Here is a 15,475-nt window from a genome sequence, read left to right as displayed (position 1 = left end):
CCTTACATTAAAGAAACAGCCATTCAATGGTAATAATCACTGAATGATTCTATTGTTTTTATCATTATCATTGTTCTTCAAAACCATTAGTAGCAGATGATATTGATTTTAAATTGATAAAGTCCGGCACACTGATGAAAATAACTATATGAACGTTTTATCAAGGAAGATCCTGCTTGCTTTTTTAGCATTTACTATAATTTTAGTCATCGCCGCTCTTTTTGTAAGAGACAGGATCACCGAAAGATTAGCCCATACGGCTCAGATCTCTCACCTTATGGACCTTAACAACTCCCGGCCGCAACAAGCACTGTTGTTACTTCACCAGGCCGAAGATTTGTTTCAATCATCGCTTATAGATGTCAATGCAGCTAAAGCCCATGCCTACCAGGCTAAACTTTCATCGGCCTTTGCCGAAATTGATACGCTGCTTAATATGCAACATGACACCACCAGGCTCAACGCGGAGCAGCGTGTACAACTGCATGCCTGGCACAATCAAAAGGTAAAACTATCTGCCGACCTTCTTTCGGCCCGCCACGATTTTGATTCCCTACTGACAACATACTCAGACTTCGGCACAGCGACCGTTCAAAATAAACTGGCTGTTAAAAGCAGCCGCACCGTGCAAAACAGCAGCGATACTTTAACTCAACCCGGCCAGCTGAAAAGAAAAGGTTTTTTTGCAAGGATAAAAGAGGCAATAAAAAATAAAAATGCCTATGCTACCGGCTCAGGCGGTGTTGTTATCAATCACCGGACACGGATTTATGTTGACTCCGTTACTCAAAAGCTTCGCACTAAAGATAAATCCAGCTACCTTAATAAGCTGAAGCAGTTACAACAAAGTAATTCAAGGTTACAGGAAACGCAAAGGCAGCTCATCGCCCTTAATATGCGTATTACCAGTAAAATGGAACAGTTGATTGCAGCCATTAAGGATATCAATTACAACATGACCGATGCCTTTAAAGGTTTGGCTTTTAACAGTTACCTTGAAACAACAAGCTTACTGAATAAACTTTACCTCATTACGCTATTATCGCTTTTGGCTTTTGCAATATTGCTGATTGTGTTTGTTATTAAACTGGGAAAATCCGAAGAGCTTTTACTTAAGGAGAATGAACGTGCCGTAATGATAGCCCGGCAAAAAATGGACCTGCTGCTGCACATGAGCCATGAAATTCGCAATCCGCTTACATCAATAAATGGCTTTCTATATATTTTCAGCAGAACGACACTCACACCAAAACAATCGGAGATGCTGGGTACAGTGAGGGCATCGTCCGATCTGCTGCTGCAAACACTCAATGACACCCTTGATGCTGCTAAAATGGAAGGCAGTGAGCTGAAGATCCATCAGGACCCTTTTTGCCCGGATAAAATATTGAAAGAGGTTATTGAAAGTATGGCATTCAGCGCTGATAAAAAACAATTGGAATTAAGCTATCATTTTGAAGGCGACCCGGAAGCTGAAGTTTTGGGCGATAGCTTCAGGCTTAAACAAATTATGGTGAACCTCATTAGTAATGCTATTAAATATACGGATACCGGTAGCGTAAAGATCAAAGCAACCCTGAAATCTGCCGATGGTAAAGGTGGATTAACAGTTAATATTACCGATACAGGAGCAGGTATCAGCCAGGAACAGCAGGTTAACTTATTTTCAAAATATTATCAAACCAATTCGGCAAAAGGAAATACCGGTACGGGGCTTGGTTTGTACATCTGCAAGCAATTGCTCGAACTGCAAAACGGAAAAATCAGTGTAAAGAGTGATGCAGGTAAAGGAAGCACTTTTAGCTTTGAGATCCCCTATGAGAAGTATGAAATAGATTAACTGCGGCGTTATTGTTGTTTTTTATAGGAATAGGGTATCACAAAAGGTTGAGAAACTTTTTATCCTCCAGCCAATAACAAGGCATAAAATGAAACCTAAAAATACCATACCCATGCTAAACGGGAAAATGTATAACATTCCAAAATGACTTGCAACTCCTCCAACTAATGGACCGGTAAGCCCAAGCGAAATATCGAGGAATAAACCATAAGCGCCCAGTGCAGCTCCCTTGTTTGAACCGGGCACTAACTTTACAGCCTCCACCCCAAGCGCCGGGAATACAAGTGAAAATCCGAGCCCTGTTATTCCAGCCCCAATTAGCGCTATTTGGGGCATATTGGCAAGCCAAAGGACCATCAATCCCACCGACTCTAAGGCCATACACGCGATGGCTGTTTTAAGTCCCCCGTAATTATCAATAGCCCCGGCGAAAATAAGCCGGCCAAGGATAAAAAATACACTAAAAACAGACAGGCACAATACAGCATTCGTCCAGTTCAGGTAAGCATAATACAACGTAATGAAGGTAGAAATAGCGCCAAAGCCTAATCCCCCGAGCGTGAGGCAAATCCCATAGGGCATCACAGTTTTAAGTACAGATAAAAAAGACTTTCCGGGCTCATTGCTATTATTGCGAAGTCCTTCTTTCCTTTTGGCATATAAATGCCCGATAAGCCCTATTACAAATACTACAGCCCCCATGCCTGCAAGCCCATAACTGTTATTAAGCAGTATGCCCATCGGCGCACCGGCAGCAAGAGCGCCATAACTTGCAACGCCATTATATGATATGGCCTTTGCTGTATTTTCTTCCCCAACGGCATTTATAGCCCAGTTAATTGGGCTTGCACCAATCAGGCCCTCTCCAAAGCCGGTAATAAGGCGTGTTAATGCAAGCAACAACAAACAAACCTCCCGGTGTTCTTTAAGTAAAAAGGCGGCGCACAAAAATAATCCGCTAACAGCAAAACCTATCATACCCGTCATAACGGCTGGCTTTGGCCCTTTTTTATCGATAATATTTCCGGCGTATCCCTGAATAAAAAAGTGCTCAAATACTGCAGACTGATCACAACCCCGGCAATCACGGCACTGTAACCTAACTGATTATGAATAAAAACCGGAAGCACCCCAAGGCTTAAGCCAATAGTAAAATATCCCATAAAGGTAAATTTTACAAATCCGGCTATGGTTAAAACTACGCTTTGTGATGTGCTTTTTATACTCGAGCCTGCTTCCATGGCGCAAAGATAGGCTGTTTTACCGCCCGGTTTAGTGTAAATTATACACTTTACTTTTAATTAACATTTTGTGGCAATTAAAGCAAAGAGCAAAACCCGCATTCACTCATCATTTCAGGCAAAGGGTTATCCCTTCAATAACCCGTTTGGTTTCTTCCGGGTTATGCACGAGGTTAAACGCGACTTCTTAAACGCTGAAGAATTGGAAGTGATGGCAAATAAGAAACTTGTCAGCGGCCGGGGATCACAGGTAAGGGATACTTTTCTTTTCAGCTGTTACACCGGCTTAGCTTATGCGGATGTTAAGAAATTAAAATGTTTAGAGATCGTGACCGGAATCGATGGAAAAAAATGGGTTTATACGAGTCGTCAGAAAACAGCTACTTCTTCCCGCATTCCTTTACTTCCCCAGGCAATGGAATTAATGGCAAAGTATGGAGACCACCCTCAATGCGTGAATGATGGTTTATTGCTTCCTGTGTTGAGCAATCAGAAAATGAATAGCTATCTGAAAGAAATAGCGGACGCCTGCGGCATTAATAAAGAATTGACCTATTACGAGCCCGCCACACTTTTGCAACGACTGTAACACTTGCAAATGGTGTTTCTATTGAAAGCGTTTAAAAAATGCTTGGACATTCTAATATTAAGACTACACAGCACTACGCAAAAATATTGGATGCGAAAGTCAGTGAGGACATGGTTAAATTGAAACGCCGTTTTGCTGAAAGGTAATTACTTATCGGATAACCATCTGCGTTTTCCAAGGCGGTGAATAATTTATCCCTTATTCATCATGGCCGCAAAGGTAGGCCATGATGAATAAGGTACAGTTTTAGGTCGAAGTTGCAAACTTCGACCAGTGGGAGCGAGCCATCCCCGGCATGATAAATACTAATTGCTCCATAGGCAGCTGCAATAATGATTCAAAATATCATCGATTAAATTCAATTTGCTGTTCTGTTATACGCTTTATTAACTTATAGTAAAAGAACCTTTTTTCTTTATAATTGAGTCCCCACATCCATTTGATGATCAGTGTTATATCCTGCACCTATGTAATAGCTACTATCTCTTACTTCGATAGTGGGAAATTGTTTAATATCATAATCTACCCGTTGCACATATCCAGAAAATTCGATATTAATAATTTCCTTATCAACTTGTTTATTCTCACCTACTAAATAAAATGCGGCACTACTAATGATAAAGCTCGCTACATAATTATAATTAATAAATTTCGTTTTAAAAACTGTTCTATCCATGATTACCGTCGGCTGGATAATCATGGATAGTCGAATTGATTCCGTTAGCTGCCTTTCTACAGGATATTTATTGCCTTGAGAATATATCAAGGTTTTATTCAGGCTATTTTCGGATTATCGTCGCAGCGTTCAACAAATCAATCATAACTGCCTTCCCAATCGTCAGGCTCGGGAAATAACAACTGATAAGATTCTTTTCCGTATCGATTCACATATGTTGACCATTCCCTGATATAATCTTCGCCCCAGCCCATATTCCAAAACATCCCGCCGGGCTCATTATTGGGAAAAGCAATCCATGGAGGAAAAATCAAATCCGGGTCTTTCGAGACTTCAAAAAGTTCATTCCTTACGCGCATTAGGATTTCGCCAAGTTGGTTCTTTCCGGTGCCGTCACCTCCGTCGGCCCAATGGAAATCATTGTTCGTATGTTCAATAAGTACAGCGTCGCCAGTTTCCATCAAAAGCTTCTGTAAGCGATGATGCTGAAAAAACTTCGATCTCACCGCTTTAAGCATAACTGCATCCTTCACCTCTTCCCAGTCGGCCCTGGGCTTATCTTACGATTCCTCCCCTCATTGGCAGCTTCCATAGGCATTCTCATCGCCTTAATCTTATCCCATAAACTGACTTCTTTAAAACTTCATCGACTGAAAATAATGCTCTACGGTAGGCCAGATTTCGTTCAATAAAATAATAGGCGCAGCATAAAAGTTAGAAAACTCGCCGTAACGATCTGACGTTCTATAAAATTTAATTTCTTCCATTGTTCATATAATTGCTTCAGGGTGCTTTATTTTCACGGTCAGTTCGTATAAAGATTATGGGATAAGGTTTTGCTGTTATTTTCCTCGGGGTGCGTGTTCCAGCTTTCGGATACGCCGCTCCTGACTGCGCAGTTTTTTATTCTGCTGATCAAGCTGCCTGTCTTTTTCGATAAGGTATAAGGTCAGTTCCTCTATCTTTTGCAGTAATATTCTATTCACTTCGCCAAGGTTTAACCCTTTTTCTGCGATCTCCTGCGAGGAAGGTATTTCCGGTAAATGGCCGTTTTCGCCTATAAAAGCTTGGACTTCCATTAAAGGTCTTAGTTTATAGCTACTCTTGAAGACGTAATCAGGCCAGTTAGCGATCTCTACTTTAATCTGTTTAGCACGGATACTGCCGTTAACTGACAGTTCTTCCCGCGGTGTAGTGGTTCCTATTCCGACAAAACCGGATGACAGGATGGTCATCTTGGTATCGGCTAAGCTTACGCTGGAATTATCCGTTGAGTTATTGACTAGGAATTTCAGACTGCCGACCCCATAAGCGCCCATCCGTTCATGGACGATCGCGGCCTTCCACCAGTTCCCCAAAGCCTCGTTCAGGAATCCGACCCCGACCGCGTTACCGCCAGTTTCTGTACCATTGCCGTTCTGAAATCCCCCGACAATATTTAAACCATTATTCGCCACATAAACATGCAATTTCGACGCCGGACTTATGGTTCCGAGCCCCATATTTCCGGCAAAATAACCCTGACCATCAGCCCTTACACTGAAATTTGTCGTTCCATTTGTCACCCCATCATAATAGAAGTTGGCTGAGCCGACAGGCTGATCCGTCCAAGCTCTAAAAATACCGGCGCCCGGATAGGAATAAGTATTGCCCAACTGATGGCCTACAAAAAAAGATTGGCCGACAGAGGTCTGTGCAACAATCTTGGTATTATTGTTCAAGGCGTCATTCGCATCGACCGTCACCGTCTTCGTTTGCGCAAACGCAATATGTCCCCCCGCCGAGATCGCGAATGCCATTAGTAAAGTTCTTTTCATCGTTTATTCTGTTTACTTTTTAGTTGTTTAACCTCTTTTTTCAAAAGTGTTATCTCTTCTTTAGCCTCAATCATGTATAGCGTCATTTCTTCCATTTTTTTTAACAAAAGTTTATTAGCCTCGCTAACATCAAGCCCGGTTTTGATCATCTCGGCTTCCGACGGAACTCCAGGTAGATGCTTATTTTCCCGGATATAGCTTTTAACCTCATTCAGGGCCGGTAATCTGTAATCCTTTTTGAACACATAGTCGGACCATCCATTCAGGTCGATCACTACAGACTTAGCATGAACGGTACCATTGACGGACAGCTTCTGATCAGGTGTTAGTGTTCCTATGCCAACATTCCCGGCTCCGTCAATAATTAGATCATTTCCATAATACCATTGTGCTCCTGTCCCGAGCTTATCAAACATCCGTCTGGTGCCCAATATCATTTTCCCGGTAGCGTTACCATTGCCTGCATTTCCTGCCACAGTTATAATTCTCGCTTGCCCCCAGGCATTTGTGCCATCTGTATTTGCGGGAATGACGAATTCCAACTGAGCTCCTAAAGTTGTTGATCTACCTCCCGTGTTGGCCTGAATGGCCAGATCATTATTATTGATGCTAATGCTGTTGCCACCGTCTATAGAAACACCATTTCCAACTAAATGTAAGCGCGCAATTGGAGTCGTCGTACCAATACCCACGTTCCCATTGTAAGTCTAGGTCATGGCGTGCTGATCGGGGATGTCATTTTGATTACTGCCACCATTAATAAATAAATCTAACTGTGATCCCCAAACATTGGGACCTCCGTGACCTATTCTGAATTCCGCACTTTCGTTATAAGTATAACCGGAAGTACCTAATCTGGAAAGTTTAAAAACCGATTTGGTTGGTGTTAAAACGCCACCCGGTTTACTTGTTGACGGCTCTACGACCTGTAGATTACTTGCAGGTGTTCCCGTGCCGATGCCTATTGCATTTGTAGTTGACGTAATAGTATTTGCTCCATTAGTTATCCATTGAGCGTGTACCAATGATGAACAGCTTAAAAATAGGGATAGTAAAAAGTTGCCTTTCTTCATGATATTTGTAGTTAACGACTATTGATAGATTTAGGTCCGTGTTCTGTCTGCAAGAGATAGATTATTGGGATTTACTGGTTAGTTAAGACATGCAATAAAAGGTTGGCAAATGATTTTTCCTCTTTTTGCAGCAAAAAGCACTACTTCCCAAAAAGTGTAGCATGGGTATCTATACTGAGCCTTGATAATGTTGTACTATAATTGAAAATATCGATTAATATTACTCCGGTTGGCCGACATAATGATGTGCTGATAACGAAAATTTGCCCCATTAACAAAGAATGATACCTTGGCTGGTTTAATACCGATGAGGGAGCATGCCGAATTTAGCACGGTAAGGTTTAATTGTTTCATTATTGTGATGGTTTAGATAAATAATATTTGTTACAAAGATATTATTTAAACGAAAATTGCAAGCGATTTCTCATATTGTTCTTTTCAACAATTATTTTAACGACCTTCTGAACAGCTGGTAAAATAGCCCACACACTGCTTACCTCACAAAAAAAGTTGTTAATAAAATTGACAACTTGCCTAAAATAGTATTAAACCCCGATGTCTACACGAACCAATTCATTAATGATCTAAAGCGGTTTGCCACTCTATTTGATGAATAAGACCGATATCGCAATATCTAACCTGTTTTTAAATACTGTTCAATTTAATAATTGCTCCGGAGAGCACAGAGCAGGTGATGAAAGTTGTTTAATGTTTTAGATAAGTTGGAGAAGCGCTTGACGGACGATTTGCGTTTATTATCTTCATTATCCGCCTAAAACAAGTAAGAGTTTATTTATAATATTTGCTCTTTTAGATAAACTATTTGCTTTCTGTGATAGACTGGCGTTGTGTTGATAACCCCACATGTATAAATTGATCGTATTATCTTTAGCGCCAAACCATTGTTCGACAGAATTGATAAAAAACTTAATCCCCGCATTCTGTTGGATGTTTTAACAGATGAAAGAGACGACCGTCATCCAATTTGTCTGGAGCCTGAGGATTGCGGTTTTAGAGTAGAACATTTTTCAGGTTTCAAAAAGCTTGCTTCAGAATTAGAACAAGTAGATCGCGAAGGTAGAATGTTCCACACACATCCCATGCCCAAGAAAATCATAATCGACGAAAAACCGCTGAATCATTCATGGAAGGGATTAAAAAGATTTCTATCAGGGAAAACAATTATGATAAGGATGAATATTTTGTAGCTGCTCCTACCTATATCGATAGTTTCGCCGTCTTTACAGTTTTGTCTTTAGATAAAATTGCATTGCAAGAACATTATTCATTGACAAAGGGGAAAATGGACAGATTTACAATCTACCGATCTTTCATCGATAGTTGCAGTAAATATAATCCTAAAAGAATGTTCATTTGCTTTGAAAAGTCCGGATAACGCAGTTGGAGCCATTGAACGAAGGACTGAAGAATTATTCCGGGATACAGGAAGACAATTTATGTACACAATATCCGGTGCAGGAAAAAACTTTGAAGGGCTACATGGGCTATATGATGCTTGCAATGAAATTGCTTCAATGAAATACGAGGGAGCAAAGGGGCATTCAGCCCAATCCGCTTGCATAGTTTGAGCTAAAGCCAATTAAGAAAATGGCATGTTATGTCAGGGCTTTTACGGGTATTGCCATCTGGATATTTATGAAACTTGTTATTATTCCGTTCAGTAAAATTCAGCAGGCCGCTTTGAATTAAGCGCTGTTATCATCAGGATCACCTTGCATATAGTGTTGGCTGGCTTGCCTGTTTCTTTAATAATCAAAAGGCATTTTGAAAGCAACCGCCTACTTAGTTAGCCATTTTTATTTTTAAGAATTCGATGTTTTTTGAATCGTAGCCTGATCTGAAGTGGGGGTTGAACGGTTCAAAGCAGCGTGCTAACTGCTTAACGCTTTACTATCGCTAACCCGTGGATTTTTTTGCAGAATTGCTGAACAGGATAAAGATTATTGGTAATATTCTGTAAATGACATCGTTAAAGGTGTTGCCGCCCGCCGACTTATCGCGTTGCTGACCGGTTTTCACAGCTATACTACGCCGGCGTAGGTTTGTTTCATGCACGAACGGGTGGAAAGTGCATACCCATTACAACATCCTCGATAAGCTGGCACCCGTCATCTTCGTTACGGCGGGTGGCAAGCTATCCTTAAATATATTTTGTTTAAGACGTCTCTATAATGTTATCTTCATAGCAAGGTAGTTTTCTGCTTTTCGATATCCGCCTGAAAACACGCTCGTCATTTTTTTATGAAAGTGCAAAGGTTTTACCGCCGTTTGCTTAAAATTTACCCAGGCCGGTAAAACTCCGGTCTGGGTAAATTCAGATTAATCAACCAAACTGGCCTACCTGATAGGTGCCTGCAATTTGAGGGAAAGCAAGGTTAAACCTGTTCCAGGTGTTAATGGTTGTAACGGCAAGTGTAAGGTCAATTAGTTCTTCTTCGGTAAAATGAGGTTTTACACGCTCGTAAACGCTGTCGGGTATGTCGCATTTGGTTACAGCCTCGGCCCAGCCTAAAGCCGCACGTTCACGGTCGGTAAAATAAGGTGTCTCGCGCCATGCGCTGATTCCATATAAACGCTGTTCGGTTTCACCATGCGTGCGGGCATCTTTGGAGTGCATATCCAGGCAATATGCGCAACCGTTCATTTGGGATACTCTGAAAAATACCAATTCCTGCAGGGGTACTTCTATCTTTGAGTGTTTTAAGTAAGCTCCTGTCTGAAACAGGGATTTCAGGGCGTTCTGCCCTTTGGCAAATAGATTAACTCTTTGTTCCATTGATAATTAAATTAAAATTGTTATTTATTCGTAAAGGTGTAAGCTTTCGGGTTTTTGAAGGTCATCGATCCAGTTTTGAATATACAGCAACAGGCCTTGCTGATCTGGTTTGGTGTCCGACTCACCGCAGCAGCCAAATACAATAAGACCCAGGGCGATGCAATGCGCAATGTCAAGATGTTTTAACAGGCCGATACTAAAACCGGCTATGAAGTTTTGCCTGGCATCTGCGCCTATTTCAATATGATGCTCAACTTTTTTTCGGCTAAGAATAAATTGCTGGTCGCGGGAGAATAGTATTGCATTGTTGGCCGAGTATATCAGCAGGCGGCTAACATCCATAGTCCTGAAAATGGAGAAGTATTTTTTGTTGAGATCGGAAGGTGTTTGGCCTTCCAATGGTGTATCGGGGTTTACGCCGTTCAATACCATCCACAGCTTCATTGCCTCACTTGCGTCAAGCGCGAAGGTTACCTGACCGTGGTGCGAAAACTCGCTGATAAGATCAATCGCTTCATCTACCTGAAACGAAAGTTTGTTTCCGGGGTCGCCGAGGTAAAAGATAAATTCAAGGTCTTTTTTACCCAGCGGCCTGATCACATCGGCCAGTAAACCGTTCCAAAGATTGGAAGCCCCCGTAATGGCTGCCCAATCATCAAATGCAATAGTTCGGCAATTGCTAAACAGTGAGCGAAGCTCCGCGATAACGGATTCATTCTTAAAAAACGTCCATAGATGTTGTTCAACCTGCGCGGGCGGCAATGTTACCGATAGTTTTGAAAGCGCGGTGAAATCATGACTTGCATTTAAGGTTATGCTACGGATACCCAAAAGCTTCAAAATTTCGGGAAGCGGAGCTTCGGTAACACCCAGTTTATTTATCCTTAAGCCGGATGAAGATTGATCTGGCTCTTCGTCAATAAGTGTAAGGTAAATGTTTTCTGAAAGTAAACCGCTCTCCACAATCTGTAAAAGATTGGTTAAAACAGGTGCGGTGTTTTTAATTTCCATGTTTAATGTTTCCATCTTCAAATTATTTTTAGGTTCATTAATTGTGTTTCCGGGTTTGAAAGCGCAAAACACCTACATCACAATATTATTTTGAGCTGTTAACTCGATAGGCAAATCCTTTTCTTCCAAAAACTCTCTCAATTCAATTTCAATACTTCGGCTCATTTGCGAAATGGGCACGTCATTGGGACTGCCTTCAAACGGGTTTTCGGTGCTTTCGCCAACTTGTTCAAGGGATGTGTAGATCCATGATATGAGCGTGCTGAAAGGTGCTACGAGCCAAACCATGTATCCTTTCATTATGCCTTGTACCTCGTTATTGAGCTGGTCAAAATCCTTTAGCATACCAAAAGGAAGGATGATGCAAAACAGCCAAACAAAAAAGGTATTGATAATAGCATACTGGCGGGGGTATGGCGAATTTTTTAATTGTTCGGCTTTAGCCTGCTGCATATAAAAATCGCGGATGGCGCGTTCCATTTCTACAAATTGCAGTACAACAATTTCACCCTGCTCATATGATTGCTTAATGGTTTCACTTTGTAAAGCCAGGAGTTGGGTAGCTTTATTATTGGTGCCGAGGATATGCCTTAGGTCATGATCTGAAAGATAATTTATAAGCTCACTCTCCAATGTTGTCTTCCATTCGGGCACGGTGTAGTATTGCTGGTACTCGGCATTATGCTTTTTATTTACACTTTCCCAAATGCGCTCTTCCCGTAACTGATAGCGCAGCACCGTGAGCCAAGCCATGTGACGATAAATCAGCAGTTTGCTTTTTTCGGGATTATTAAAAAAATCGCGACTGATTAGTCCCCACGCCCGGCTTTGACTAAATATGCTGGTCCATATTTGTTGCCCGTCGTCAGTTCGCCGGTAGGTTTGAGTATTAGTGAAACCAACTATAAAAGCGGCGCTTGTACCAACCAATCCTATAATTGCCCAGGGAATATCAAGCCATTTAAATCCCAACACCTGGTAAAGCATAACAGGTACCAGGCCAAGAACAAAAAGCTTGTATATTTTCCTCCTTGTCCAAACCAGGAACTCTGGTAGTTTATATGATTTTCCGGCGTGCATAATTCAATAAATTGTTAGGCCGGTTTCAGGTATCGTTTTAACTCAGTAGCCACCTGGTAAAAAGCAGAACGTGTTTGAGGCAAGCTTGCAAGGGCATTTAGTAATCCAAAATCGTGAATCATACCATTGTAGCGAACAGAGGTTATTGGCACACCCGCAGCGTCAAGTTTTTGTGCATAAGCTTGTGCGGCATCACGTAAGATATCGCTTTGCGCGACAATGAGTAATGCCGGTGGAAGCCCTTGTAATTGCTCAAGGGTAGCATTTAATGGCGAAATGTATATTTCTTCGCGCTGTTCTTTATCCGGAGCATATTGATCAAACATCCACTGCATCATCGCGGAAGTTAAAAAACGGTCGGTCCCAAACTTTTGGTACGATCTTGAATCGAACTTTGCATCTGCAACAGGCCAAAGCATTACCTGGAGCCTAATTTGCGGGCCTTTTTTTTCTTTAGCCAACATAGCGATTACTGTAGCCATATTACCGCCTACACTATTGCCCACAATGGCCATATTATTGCCGTCAACATTGATCTGGTGCCCGTTTTCGGCTACCCACCTCGTGGCTGCGTAAATTTCATTAATAGCCTGAGGGTATCTTGCCTCGGGAGAGGGGGTATAGTTTACAAACACCGCGGCAAATCCGCTTAGTACAACAATGTCGCGCACCATGCGTTTGTGCGTTTGATAGTCGCCCAGGATCCAGCCGCCGCCATGTAGAAAAATAAATACAGGGAGTTTTTCGTTATTGCCAGCAGGCCTTACGATATTTAATTTGATGTTGAAGCCATCGGCGGTAATTTGTTTTTCAGTTTCGTCAATACCTGATAAATCAACATCTACCGATGCCTGCGCGTCTATTAATACCTGCCGGGCGGCTTCCTTAGTCATGCTTTCAACCGGTGGGTTCTCCGGATTGTTCAATATTTTCAAAAAGTCTTTTACCTGCCCGGATAGCTTGCTGTCGGTAGCATAATCCTGAATGGTTTGTTTGGGTTCTTTAGTTTTCATATCTGTAAATGCTTGTTTTTTGTAAAGGTTTATTTGTTACCGGGTTTCAGGTCCGGCCGTGGGTTGTAGTTCTTTGGCCTGATAATCTCTGCGGAATGATAATAGATACTCGTTCATGGCGGTAACTTTTTTAGGATGATATAATCAGTTTGCTTTATTCATCCTGTAATGGTTGTTCAACCATCCGTAAAGAGTCGTCCATATATTCGCCCCCTTCGCTAAAGCTTTCTTCATTTGGATCGTAATCCTCTGATGGCATTTCTCCCGATTGATCGCCCATTTTGTGTGGATCGCTGTGCGATCCGAATAGCCAGTTTTCGATTTTCATTTTTTTTAGTGTTTAACCTGTGTACGCCTGATTTATCGCCCGGTTCCGATCTGTGTCGCTATACTGAACTACCAGCGGGCGGCTTTTAACTTTTTGCAAGCATTGTGCCATTTGGTAATTAATTGATTTGTAATTATTTGTAATTTTTATTAAGCTTTAATTGCACCTTATTTCGCCGAGCAAGCCGACTTTACACCAAATACAGAGCCTTAGATGGAAAGGCGGTAATTTTGGCAAGAACAAATTGAAGTGCGGGGCCTTTTCGAATGCCGGATATGGAAAATAAAAAGTAGGTCATTTTATTGCTCAGTAAAATGTTATTCGGATTGGAAGAGTGTTTAGAAACTGAAATAACCACAGCAATAGAGTAGTATCTACTGTTGTGGCTATTAAATTGCAAGGGCTAATAGGGGTAAGTATCTTGCCCTTACGAATGAAAGATAACAAGCCTTACCGAGGCAAAATACGGTTCTATGTATTTTTTAATTACGAACCACTGCCGATTCTTTAACCACCTGCCATCTGCCCGATAGATATTCCCAAATAACAGTGAAATATTTTCTGTTCAATTTGCCATCAAATACAAGTTCGCGCGTAATTACCACCATGCCCATGCTCTCATCGCATACAGCGTAATGATATTCGGTTTTGGTAGAAAACGGCCCGGTATTTAAATCTTTGTTTTGCTGGATAAAAGCCATGAGTTGCTCCTTGTTCATGGTATCAACAATGCCATCTTCATCAACTTTTACTATAAGCAATTTATCAGCATAAGCTTTATCAACGTATTGCACGTCAAAATGTGTTGCATGATAAATTAGTTCCCGGGTTAATTCAATTAATTGTTCGCTGTTCATCTTTTAATTTTTAAGGATTAATTATTTTGTTTGTTGAAACTGTAGTTAAACCGGATGTGTTTAAGCTATAGTTATCAGGGATGAGCAGGAACAATACTTATACCGGTGTTTAAAGGGTTGATTTACAGACTTAATAAGTGTTTAACAGACGAATTTTATACCTTATTTCGAGGATGGAAGGACTTGTTGGCGAAATACAGCGTCACAAATAAATTAACAGGTGACGTGTATAAATGGCTGAGATGCTGTTTAAAACGGTTCAACATAATTCGTATGGAGAATAACTTATGGAGGATAAATGGACAATGGCTACACTTGTAGAATTAAATCGTTCATAATTTTTAGCTGCTCTTCGATTCGTATCAATCCAGGCAAACGTTCGCTCCACTATCCAGCGCTTAGGGAGTACTTTAAAGATGTGTAACTCGCTTCTTTTGATCACTTCAAAAACTATTTTGAACATGTTCTTTACTTTCTCAATTAGTGCGCCTCGGTAACCATTATCAGCAAATATCTTAATGACCCCGTTCCATGTTTCAAATAACTTAGTGATCACCTCCATCGCTCCGTCTTTGTCCTGAACCGAGGCGCCTTGAATAACTACGGCAAGCACCATTCCAAGTGTGTCCACAATGATATGACGTTTGATCCCTTTTATCCTCTTTCTCGCGTCAAAGGCCCCTGCTTTCACTGCTTACCAACGTTGATTTGACAGATTCGGCATCGATTATGCCAACAGTCGGTTGCTCCTTTTTCCCTTGTTTCAATCTTGTCTTTTGAACAAGACTTTCCTGAATTATCTCAAAAACATCCTGCCTTTTCCATGCGTTGAAATAATAATAGACCAGTTGCCAGGGGGCAAAATCTTCGGGAGCATGCGCCATTGACACCCTGTCTTTACTAAATAGAGAATTGCATTTATGATCTCTCGTAAGTGATATTTACGGTTACGTTGTGAATCAAAATGTTTTGATATAACTTACCATTGGCCGTCGCTTAAATTGCTTGGATAATTTGTCATACTAATCGGTTTGTCGTTATTCACAATTAGTATTTATTCGCGCAAAAAGCGATGGCCTTTTTATTCACTTTTTAACACATAACACTTTTTTTCATCCGTTTTTAAACAGCTTCTCAGATTGCCAATAGTTTT

The 15,475-nt window shown here is 41.2% G+C and carries 17 protein-coding genes and 2 pseudogenes; 3 read left to right on the top strand and 16 right to left on the bottom strand.

What is annotated here, in order from left to right; genetic code table 11:
- The first annotated feature begins 148 nt into the window (after positions 1-148).
- Positions 149-1,840, top strand: coding sequence for a HAMP domain-containing sensor histidine kinase (locus SNE26_RS08000; RefSeq protein ID WP_321558833.1), 1,692 nt, complete (start codon positions 149-151; stop codon positions 1,838-1,840).
- 21 nt (positions 1,841-1,861) lie between these two features.
- Here SNE26_RS08000 and SNE26_RS07995 read toward each other — a convergent pair whose 3' ends face one another.
- Complete coding sequence (locus SNE26_RS07995; RefSeq protein WP_321558832.1) at positions 1,862-2,827, bottom strand: MFS transporter; 966 nt, start codon at positions 2,825-2,827, stop codon at positions 1,862-1,864.
- Positions 2,824-3,081 carry a hypothetical protein gene (locus tag SNE26_RS07990; RefSeq protein ID WP_321558831.1) on the bottom strand — a complete coding sequence of 86 codons (258 nt, stop codon included), beginning with the start codon at positions 3,079-3,081 and terminating at the stop codon, positions 2,824-2,826. Before SNE26_RS07990 ends, SNE26_RS07995 begins: the two co-directional genes overlap by 4 nt.
- 70 nt (positions 3,082-3,151) lie before the next feature.
- On the opposite strand from SNE26_RS07990, the gene SNE26_RS07985 reads away from it, so the two are divergent.
- Positions 3,152-3,670 (top strand): site-specific integrase, encoded by a 519-nt coding sequence (locus SNE26_RS07985; protein ID WP_321558830.1) that lies wholly within the window; start codon positions 3,152-3,154, stop codon positions 3,668-3,670.
- Positions 3,671-4,085: 415 nt separating this feature from the next.
- Here the strand turns inward: SNE26_RS07985 and SNE26_RS07980 are convergent, their stop codons facing one another.
- The 6 genes and pseudogenes from SNE26_RS07980 to SNE26_RS07955 form a co-directional block, all read right to left on the bottom strand.
- A complete protein-coding gene (locus SNE26_RS07980; RefSeq protein WP_321558829.1) occupies positions 4,086-4,346 on the bottom strand; it encodes a hypothetical protein in 261 nt (86 codons plus the stop codon).
- A gap of 137 nt (positions 4,347-4,483) precedes the next feature.
- Positions 4,484-4,882 (bottom strand): annotated as a pseudogene (locus tag SNE26_RS07975) (NADAR family protein); the annotation flags it as partial.
- Positions 4,883-5,188: 306 nt separating this feature from the next.
- On the bottom strand, positions 5,189-6,163 hold the full coding sequence (locus tag SNE26_RS07970) for a hypothetical protein (RefSeq protein ID WP_321558828.1): 975 nt from the start codon (positions 6,161-6,163) through the stop codon (positions 5,189-5,191).
- A complete protein-coding gene (locus tag SNE26_RS07965) occupies positions 6,160-6,855 on the bottom strand; it encodes a hypothetical protein (RefSeq protein WP_321558827.1) in 696 nt (231 codons plus the stop codon). Before SNE26_RS07965 ends, SNE26_RS07970 begins: the two co-directional genes overlap by 4 nt.
- A 15-nt stretch (positions 6,856-6,870) precedes the next feature.
- On the bottom strand, positions 6,871-7,236 hold the full coding sequence (locus SNE26_RS07960; protein WP_321558826.1) for a hypothetical protein: 366 nt from the start codon (positions 7,234-7,236) through the stop codon (positions 6,871-6,873).
- Between the two features lie 195 nt (positions 7,237-7,431).
- Positions 7,432-7,590, bottom strand: coding sequence for a hypothetical protein (locus SNE26_RS07955; protein ID WP_321558825.1), 159 nt, complete (start codon positions 7,588-7,590; stop codon positions 7,432-7,434).
- Between the two features lie 548 nt (positions 7,591-8,138).
- Between SNE26_RS07955 and SNE26_RS29515 the strand changes: the two are divergent.
- Positions 8,139-8,632 (top strand): annotated as a pseudogene (locus SNE26_RS29515) (hypothetical protein).
- Between the two features lie 948 nt (positions 8,633-9,580).
- On the opposite strand, the gene SNE26_RS07945 reads toward SNE26_RS29515, so the two are convergent.
- The 8 genes from SNE26_RS07945 to SNE26_RS07910 form a co-directional block, all read right to left on the bottom strand.
- Positions 9,581-10,033 carry a carboxymuconolactone decarboxylase family protein gene (locus SNE26_RS07945; RefSeq protein WP_321558823.1) on the bottom strand — a complete coding sequence of 151 codons (453 nt, stop codon included), beginning with the start codon at positions 10,031-10,033 and terminating at the stop codon, positions 9,581-9,583.
- Between the two features lie 24 nt (positions 10,034-10,057).
- Positions 10,058-11,059: a hypothetical protein gene (locus tag SNE26_RS07940; RefSeq protein ID WP_321558822.1), complete on the bottom strand. Its 1,002-nt coding sequence runs from the start codon at positions 11,057-11,059 to the stop codon at positions 10,058-10,060.
- Between the two features lie 57 nt (positions 11,060-11,116).
- Positions 11,117-12,124, bottom strand: coding sequence for a bestrophin family ion channel (locus SNE26_RS07935; protein ID WP_321558821.1), 1,008 nt, complete (start codon positions 12,122-12,124; stop codon positions 11,117-11,119).
- A 14-nt stretch (positions 12,125-12,138) separates the two neighbouring features.
- Positions 12,139-13,137: an alpha/beta hydrolase gene (locus SNE26_RS07930; protein ID WP_321558820.1), complete on the bottom strand. Its 999-nt coding sequence runs from the start codon at positions 13,135-13,137 to the stop codon at positions 12,139-12,141.
- Between the two features lie 154 nt (positions 13,138-13,291).
- A complete protein-coding gene (locus tag SNE26_RS07925; protein WP_321558819.1) occupies positions 13,292-13,465 on the bottom strand; it encodes a hypothetical protein in 174 nt (57 codons plus the stop codon).
- Between the two features lie 482 nt (positions 13,466-13,947).
- Positions 13,948-14,322 (bottom strand): hypothetical protein, encoded by a 375-nt coding sequence (locus tag SNE26_RS07920; RefSeq protein ID WP_321558818.1) that lies wholly within the window; start codon positions 14,320-14,322, stop codon positions 13,948-13,950.
- A gap of 259 nt (positions 14,323-14,581) precedes the next feature.
- Positions 14,582-15,013, bottom strand: a complete 432-nt coding sequence (locus SNE26_RS07915; protein WP_321558817.1) for a transposase — start codon at positions 15,011-15,013, stop codon at positions 14,582-14,584.
- Positions 14,994-15,206, bottom strand: coding sequence for a hypothetical protein (locus tag SNE26_RS07910; RefSeq protein WP_321558816.1), 213 nt, complete (start codon positions 15,204-15,206; stop codon positions 14,994-14,996). The genes SNE26_RS07915 and SNE26_RS07910 overlap by 20 nt, the downstream gene beginning before the upstream one ends.
- Positions 15,207-15,475 lie beyond the last annotated feature (269 nt).

The organism is Mucilaginibacter sp. cycad4, from assembly GCF_034263275.1.
Taxonomy (GTDB): Bacteria; Bacteroidota; Bacteroidia; order Sphingobacteriales; family Sphingobacteriaceae; genus Mucilaginibacter.
This window is presented reverse-complemented; position numbering and strand designations above follow the sequence as displayed.